Source organism: Pseudomonas sp. QS1027 (genome assembly GCF_002814235.1).
GTDB lineage: Bacteria > Pseudomonadota > Gammaproteobacteria > Pseudomonadales > Pseudomonadaceae > Aquipseudomonas.
In genome coordinates, this window is sequence record NZ_PHSU01000035.1 from 103,004 (window position 1) to 109,864 (window position 6,861).

The 6,861-nt window shown below is 64.0% G+C and carries 6 protein-coding genes and 1 pseudogene; 4 read left to right on the forward strand and 3 right to left on the reverse strand.

Annotated elements, in window-relative coordinates; translation table 11 throughout:
* Window positions 1-68: 68 nt before the first annotated feature.
* Together CWE01_RS29265 and CWE01_RS29270 are read left to right on the forward strand one after the other, a co-directional pair.
* Entirely contained in the window at window positions 69-644 is a 576-nt protein-coding gene (locus tag CWE01_RS29265; protein WP_177144678.1) for a DUF6436 domain-containing protein, read from the forward strand.
* A gap of 106 nt (window positions 645-750) precedes the next feature.
* On the forward strand, window positions 751-3,117 hold the full coding sequence (locus CWE01_RS29270) for a penicillin acylase family protein (RefSeq protein ID WP_100944055.1): 2,367 nt from the start codon (window positions 751-753) through the stop codon (window positions 3,115-3,117).
* A gap of 4 nt (window positions 3,118-3,121) precedes the next feature.
* Here the strand turns inward: CWE01_RS29270 and CWE01_RS29275 are convergent, their stop codons facing one another.
* Window positions 3,122-4,030, reverse strand: a complete 909-nt coding sequence (locus CWE01_RS29275; RefSeq protein WP_100944056.1) for an AraC family transcriptional regulator — start codon at window positions 4,028-4,030, stop codon at window positions 3,122-3,124.
* Between the two features lie 114 nt (window positions 4,031-4,144).
* Here CWE01_RS29275 and CWE01_RS29280 point away from each other — a divergent pair, with 114 nt between their 5' ends.
* Window positions 4,145-4,486 carry a carboxymuconolactone decarboxylase family protein gene (locus tag CWE01_RS29280; RefSeq protein ID WP_100944057.1) on the forward strand — a complete coding sequence of 114 codons (342 nt, stop codon included), beginning with the start codon at window positions 4,145-4,147 and terminating at the stop codon, window positions 4,484-4,486.
* Between the two features lie 42 nt (window positions 4,487-4,528).
* On the opposite strand, the gene CWE01_RS29285 is transcribed toward CWE01_RS29280, so the two are convergent.
* A complete protein-coding gene (locus tag CWE01_RS29285) occupies window positions 4,529-5,494 on the reverse strand; it encodes a GlxA family transcriptional regulator (protein WP_100944058.1) in 966 nt (321 codons plus the stop codon).
* Between the two features lie 204 nt (window positions 5,495-5,698).
* On the opposite strand from CWE01_RS29285, the gene CWE01_RS29290 reads away from it, so the two are divergent.
* Window positions 5,699-6,340, forward strand: coding sequence for an HD domain-containing protein (locus CWE01_RS29290; protein WP_100944059.1), 642 nt, complete (start codon window positions 5,699-5,701; stop codon window positions 6,338-6,340).
* 178 nt (window positions 6,341-6,518) lie between these two features.
* Here CWE01_RS29290 and CWE01_RS29295 read toward each other — a convergent pair.
* Window positions 6,519-6,861 (reverse strand): annotated as a pseudogene (locus tag CWE01_RS29295) (putrescine ABC transporter permease PotI); the annotation flags it as partial.

A 6,861-nucleotide genomic window follows, 5' to 3' on the forward strand; every position in this document is an offset into this window, starting at 1 on the left:
CAGACCTGCGATATTCATCTGTCAGGGCAGGCATGGCAAGCTACGCGACCTTCGAGGACACAATCGTCATGCCCCAGATGCGTCACAAGAGATTACTCGCCGGGTTGCTCGCCGTGGTTTGTGCGACGGCGCTGTGGTTCGCCTATGACTGGTTCCAGGGCCGCTATATCCGCGCCTTCAGCGAGCAGACCGCGCTGTTCGCCGGCGACAGCCTGAGCCTGCCGGCGGAACTGGCCGGGCCGGGGCCGATCCGCCTGGTGCACTTCTGGGACCCGGCCTGCCCGTGCAATGTCGGCAACCAGCAGCACCTGGGGGAATTGATCGAACGGTTCGCGCCGCTGGGAGTGCAATTCTACTCGGTGCAGAAGCCCGGGACCCACGGCCAGTTGCCGGCCACCTTGAGTGCGATCAAGGCGCTGCCCGGCTTGCCGGGGGCCGAGCATCTGACGGTCAGCCCGGCGGTGGCGATCTGGGACCGCGACGGCAAGCTGGCTTACTTCGGCCCCTACAGCCAGGGTGCTACCTGCAATTCGAGCAACAGCTTTATCGAGCCGATCCTGCAGGCACTGAGCGAAGGCCGCGCGGTGAATGCCACCCACAACATGGCGGTGGGCTGTTATTGCCCGTGGTTGCCGTCCCCGTAGGGCGAACCGGACTTTTTACAGTAATCGCCCGCTCGGCCGATGCATCCCCATACTCTCCTGTGCTAAACCTTCCCGGTCCAGTCCCGGTAGCCACAAGGATTCATGCATGAAACGCAGCCTGACCGTTCTCGCCGTCCTGATCGCCGCCATTGCCGGAGGCGGCCTGTGGTACGTCCAGAGCAAACAGCCGATGCGTCAGGGCCAGGTCACGCTGCAGAACCTGCAAGGGCCGGTCACGGTGCGCTACGACGACCGAGGCGTGCCGCATATCCGCGCTGAAAACGACGCCGATCTCTACCGCGCCCTGGGTTATGTACAGGCCCAGGACCGACTGTTCCAGATGGAAATCATGCGCCGCCTGGCCCGTGGCGAACTGGCCGAGGTGCTCGGCCCCAAACTGGTGGACACCGACAAGCTGTTCCGTGGCCTGCGCATCCGCGAACGGGCCGACCAGTACGTCGCCCAGCTCGACAAACAGTCCCCCAGCTGGAAGGCCCTGCAAGTCTACCTGGACGGCATCAACCAGTACCAGGCGAACCACGCCAAACCCGTGGAGTTCGACCTGCTGGGCATCGACAAGCGGCCGTTCACCGCCGAAGACACCATCAGCATCGCCGGTTACCTGGCCTACAGCTTCGCCGCCGCCTTTCGCACCGAGCCGCTGCTGACCTATGTGCGCGACAAACTCGGCGCCGACTACCTGAAGGTCTTCGACCTGCAATGGTATCCCCAGGGCGCATTCGGTACCCCGGCACCCCTGGCCGATGCCGACTGGAAGAACCTCGGCGCCCTGGCCCAGTTGAGCGACCAGGCCCTGGAGCACGCCGGCCTGCCACAGTTCGAAGGCAGCAATGCCTGGGTGGTGTCCGGCAGCCGGACCAAGAGCGGCAAGCCGCTGCTGGCGGGCGATCCGCATATCCACTTTTCGACGCCCTCGGTCTGGTACGAGGCGCACCTCTCGGCGCCGAACTTCGAGCTGTACGGCTATCACCAGGCGCTGGTGCCCTTCGCGTTCCTGGGCAACAACCAGGCGTTCGGCTGGAGCCTGACCATGTTCCAGAACGACGACCTCGATCTGATCGCCGAGAAGGTCAACCCGGACAACCCCAACCAGGTCTGGTACCACGGCCAATGGGTCGAAATGACCAGCACCCAGCAGCAGATCGCCGTCAAGGGCGAAGCGCCGGTCACTGTCACCCTGCGTCGCTCGCCCCACGGTCCGATCGTCAATGACGCCGTGGGCGCCAACGGTGGGACCAGGCCGATCGCCATGTGGTGGGCCTTTCTCGAGACCCCGGACCCGATCCTCGATGCCTTCTACGAGCTGAACCGCGCCGACACCCTGGAGAAAGCCCGCACGGCTTCGTCGAAGATCCAGGCCCCGGGCCTCAACGTGGTCTGGGCCAATGCCAAGGGCGATATCGGCTGGTGGGCCTCGGCGCTGCTGCCCAAGCGCCAGGCTGGAGTCAACCCGGCCTTTATCCTCGACGGCAGCACCGCCGATGCCGACAAGGACGGCTACTACCCGTTCAGCGCCAACCCCCAGGAAGAGAACCCGGCGCGCGGTTATATCGTCTCGGCCAACGCCCAGCCGGTGTCGCCCACCGGCATGGAGATTCCCGGTTACTACAACCTGCCGGATCGCGGTCAGCAGTTGAACCGTCAACTGAGCGACAGCAGCGTGCGCTGGAACCTGGAAAACAGCCAGAAGCTGCAACTGGGCACCACCACCGACTACGGCCCGCGCCTGCTCAAGCCGCTGTTGCCGGTGCTGCGCGAGGTGGTGAAAGACCCGGCGGAACTGAAGCTGGTGGAGCAGTTGGCGCAGTGGAAGGGGGACTACCCGATGAGCTCCACCACGGCCACGCTGTTCAACCAGTTCCTCTATGACCTGACCTATGCCGCCATGCACGACAAGCTGGGCGACGACTATTTCAAGGCGCTGCTGAGCACCCGCGTGGTCGACGCCGCCCTGCCACGCCTGGCCGCCGATGAGCACTCGCCGTGGTGGGGCAAGGGCCGCGCCGAGACGGTGAAAACCGCCTGGCAGGCGAGCATCGCCCACCTCAAGGGGCTGTATGGCGACGACCCGGGCAGTTGGGTGTGGGGCAAGGCCCATACCCTGACCCACGAGCATCCGCTGGGCCAGCAGAAGCCGTTGGACCGGTTGTTCAATGTCGGGCCGTTCGATGCCCCGGGCAGCCACGAAGTGCCGAACAACCTCTCGGCGAAGATCGGCCCGGCGCCCTGGGCGGTGAGCAACGGGCCTTCGACCCGCCGTCTTATCGACTTCGCCGATCCGGCCCACAGCCTGACCGTCAACCCGGTGGGACAAAGCGGGGTGTTGTTCGACAAGTATTACGACGACCAGGCCGAAACCTATATCGAAGGCGGGTATGAGCAGGTGCGTTTGGATGAGGTGGAGGTGTCGGCCAATACTCGCAGCGTGCTGAAGCTGCTGCCGGGGAAGTGACCGATTAGCTTGCCGCCCGGCGAAGGCGCCCGGGCGCCTCGCCATAGATCTCCTTGAACTTCTTGCTGAACGCCGCCTGGGATTGGTACCCGACCTGGACGGCGATGTCGCTCAGGCCCAGGTGCGAATGGCTCAGCAAACCGTACGCCAGCTCCATCCGCACCTGCGTCAGCAGCACCCAGGGCGACGCCCCGGCCACGGCGGCGAATACGCGCATAAAGGTCGCCCGCGACATGTTCGCCATTGCCGCCAGGGCCTCGATGGTCCACTCATGGGCCGGTTCCTCGAGCATCGCCTGCCAGGCCCGGCTCAGGCGCTTGTCGGCCAGTAGCGCCAGGGTTCCGCTGGCAGGCTTCTGCTGTTGCAGATAGGCCCGCAGGATCAGCGTGAACAACGCCGACGACAGGGCATCCACCAGAAACCGCGCCCCGGCCTGCTCCCCATCGGCCTCCACCCGCAGCAGGCTCACCAGCGCCGCCAACTGACCGTTGGCCTGCAGCTCGCGGCCGGAAATCAGCAAATACTCCGGCAACGCGGCAAACAGCATCGACTCGCGCTGGTAGTGGAAGCGGCCACAGAGAAGGTCCAGGTCCGCCTGTTCAGCGCCGAGACGATGCACCGGCAACAGACCACCACGACTGATCCGCGTCGCCATCGGCGCCACCCGTTGTCCCTGGCTGCGCAACAAATGACTGCCGCCACCGGGCAGCACCAGGATATCGCCGGCGTGCAGGCGTAACGAGCGGCCGTCCGGCAACTCGGCCAGGCAGTCGCCGGACAGCACCAGGTGATAAGGCGCGACCCCGACGCTTTCCTGCCCGTGATCCATGGCCCAGTCGCCCTGCAGTTGGCAACGCAGGTCGAGGCAGCCGCGGACGCCGGCAAGGGTGATGAGTTTATCGATCGAATTCATTTGCGCGTTTCGGACAAAACCTTGAGTGAATCGAACAAGAGTGACGACACCGGACACGGGAGACTGAGCTCGTTGCCAAGCCACTCTACGCTTACCCTTTCAGGAGTTATCATTATGTTTCTCAATTGGTCCGAACTGCTGCCAACTATCAAGAATGCCTTTGGAGCCCTGGGCAAATCCAATCCGAAGATGGTCCAGGCCTATATGAAATTGGGCGAGGCCGCTGCGGAAAACAATGTGCTGGATGCCAAGACCCGCGAGCTTATTTCCATTGCCGTGGCGATTTCGACTCGTTGTGACGGTTGCATCGGCGCCCATACCGATGCGGCGATCAAGGCCGGGGCGACTCGCGAAGAAGTGGCCGCCGCCCTGGCCACGGCGATTTCGCTGAATGCCGGTGCAGCGTACATCTACTCGCTGCATGCGCTGGAGGCTTACGACAGCCTGAAGTCCTGAGGCTGTCAATGCTTGAAGCCGAGCGAGGACTTGTGGCCTGACTCACAGCAGCCCCGCAAAATGCCGCCGAAACTGCTGCGGCGTCACACCCAACCGCCGCTGAAACACGCTGCGCATATGGTGCGCATCACGAAAACCGCACTCATAGGCCACGGTCTTCAACGGCGCCCCACCGCTTTCCAGCATCACCCGCGCCGCATCCACCCTGGCCCGCTCGACAAACTCCGCCGGCGTCACCTGGGTCTCGCGGGCAAACACCCGGGAAAAATTCCGCGCACTCATGTTCGCCGCCCGCGCCAATTCGGCAATGCTCAAATCCCCGGTCAAATGCGCCAGCACATACTGCTGCACCTGGGCCACCGGCGACGAAGCCTCGGCATGGGGCGCCAGGTACGGACTGAACTGTGACTGCCCACCCGAACGCTGGGTGAATACCACCAGTCGCTTGGCGACCTTCAGCGCCACCTGCGCACCGTGATCCTGTGACAGCAGGTACAGCGACAAATCGATCCCCGCCGTGACCCCCGCCGAAGTGAAGAGCCGATCGTCCTGCACATACAAACGATCGGCCTCGACCCGCGCGGCCGGGCACAACGCCGCCAACGCCAGCGCATCACTCCAGTGGGTGGTTACCGTGCGCCCGTCGAGCAATCCGGCCCGGGCCAGCATGAAGGCGCCGTTGCAGATCGAACCGAACCGCCCGGCACGGGCGCTGGCCCCGCGCAGCCAGGCATGAAAGTCGTCACCAAAATCCAGCCCGGGCAAGCTCGGGCCGCCGGCACACAGCAACAGGTCGTAACGCTCCACGGCCTCGCTGAAATGCCGATGCGCCTGGATCGCCAGGCCGTTGGAGCAGGCCAGCCAACCGCGCTCGACGCCGATCACTTCCAGCCGGTACTGGGCGTCAGGGGGCAGGAAGCTGTTGGCTTCGGCAAAGACGTCCATGGGCCCGGTGACGTCCAGGGACTGGACGCCGGGGAACACCACAACGGCAAGGGTTCGACTCATGGGCGGGCCTCAATGCAAGTCGGTCTTACGGTAACGCAAGCCTCCAGCCGATGCGACAGCCGCTTCTATTACGCGCACGCGCTGGCACGGAACCCGCCCCGAATGGCTGGATTCGCCACCTTGTGTCGATTGTTGCCATCCGTCCCTGACGCCACACTGAACCCATCAGCGCCAGCCAGGCGCTCCCCCAAAGGAAGTCTCGACATGAGCAACACTATTGCCGGCATCAAGATCCCCGACAGCGCCCTGGCCAAGGCCACCACCGAATACATCCGCGATGTGGAAAGCGATCTGCTCTACCACCACTCGCGCCGGGTCTTCCTGTTCGGCGCCCTGAGCGGCGAACGCAAGCAACTGGCCTACGATCCGGAGTTGCTGTACGTCGGCGCGATGTTCCACGACCTCGGCCTGGTGGAAGGCCATCGCAGCGATGACGAACGTTTCGAAGTGGATGGCGCCAACGCGGCCAAGGTGTTCATGAAGCCTTACGGGCTGTCGGATGACGATATCGAACAGGTCTGGCTGTCGATTGCCCTGCACACCACACCGGGGGTGCCACAGCATCTTCGCCCGACGGTGGCGCTGGTCACGGCCGGGGTGGAAATGGATGTGCTGGGGATGGACTACGCGGCCTTTCCAAGCGCCCAGCGCGAAGCGGTGGTGCATGCGCATCCACGGGGGGAAGGGTTCAAGGAATGCATCATCTGTGCGTTCGCCGAGGGGCTGCGCCATCGGCCGCTGACCACCTTTGGCAACGTGAAGACCGATGTGTTGAAGGACAAGGATGCGACGTTCAAGCCGATGAATTTTGTCGAGGTGATTCGGCATTCGCCGTGGGCTGAATAAAGCATGGGGGCAAGGCGGAACCAATAGGATCGTGGCCAGCACATGGAACTGTCGGCGATCTTGAGGGCCTCTTCGCGGGCAAGCTCCGCTCCCACAAGGGGGGTTGAGTCGTACCTGATTTTTGTGTACGACCATGACCCCCTGTGGGAGCGGAGCTTGCCCGCGAAGCTTTTAGGACCTACACGGTCTCCGCCACCTTCGCCCGACGTACGTCCGGCTGTTTCCAGGAATCCGCCGCGCTTTCATCGATGGCCAGTTGGATGGCTTTCTTGCGACGCTCTTCGGCCTGACGACTGAAGTACCAGACCAGGAAGGTCACCAACGACACCGCCAACAGAATCAGGCTGGCCACCGCGTTGATCTCCGGCTTCACGCCCAGGCGCACCGCCGAGAACACTTCCATCGGCAACGTCGTCGAACCCGGCCCCGACACGAAGCTGGCCAGTACCAGGTCATCCAGGGACAACGCGAAGGACATCATGCCCCCCGCCGCCAGCGATGGCGCGATCATCGGGATGGTG

Excerpts from the sequence above, each read along its gene's own strand:
- CWE01_RS29265 (WP_177144678.1), top strand. The coding sequence starts at position 69 with ATGCCCCAGATGCGTCACAAGAGATTACTCGCCGGGTTGCTCGCCGTG.
- CWE01_RS29270 (WP_100944055.1), top strand. The coding sequence starts at position 751 with ATGAAACGCAGCCTGACCGTTCTCGCCGTCCTGATCGCCGCCATTGCC.
- CWE01_RS29275 (WP_100944056.1), bottom strand. The coding sequence starts at position 4,030 with ATGAATTCGATCGATAAACTCATCACCCTTGCCGGCGTCCGCGGCTGC.
- CWE01_RS29280 (WP_100944057.1), top strand. The coding sequence starts at position 4,145 with ATGTTTCTCAATTGGTCCGAACTGCTGCCAACTATCAAGAATGCCTTT.
- CWE01_RS29285 (WP_100944058.1), bottom strand. The coding sequence starts at position 5,494 with ATGAGTCGAACCCTTGCCGTTGTGGTGTTCCCCGGCGTCCAGTCCCTG.
- CWE01_RS29290 (WP_100944059.1), top strand. The coding sequence starts at position 5,699 with ATGAGCAACACTATTGCCGGCATCAAGATCCCCGACAGCGCCCTGGCC.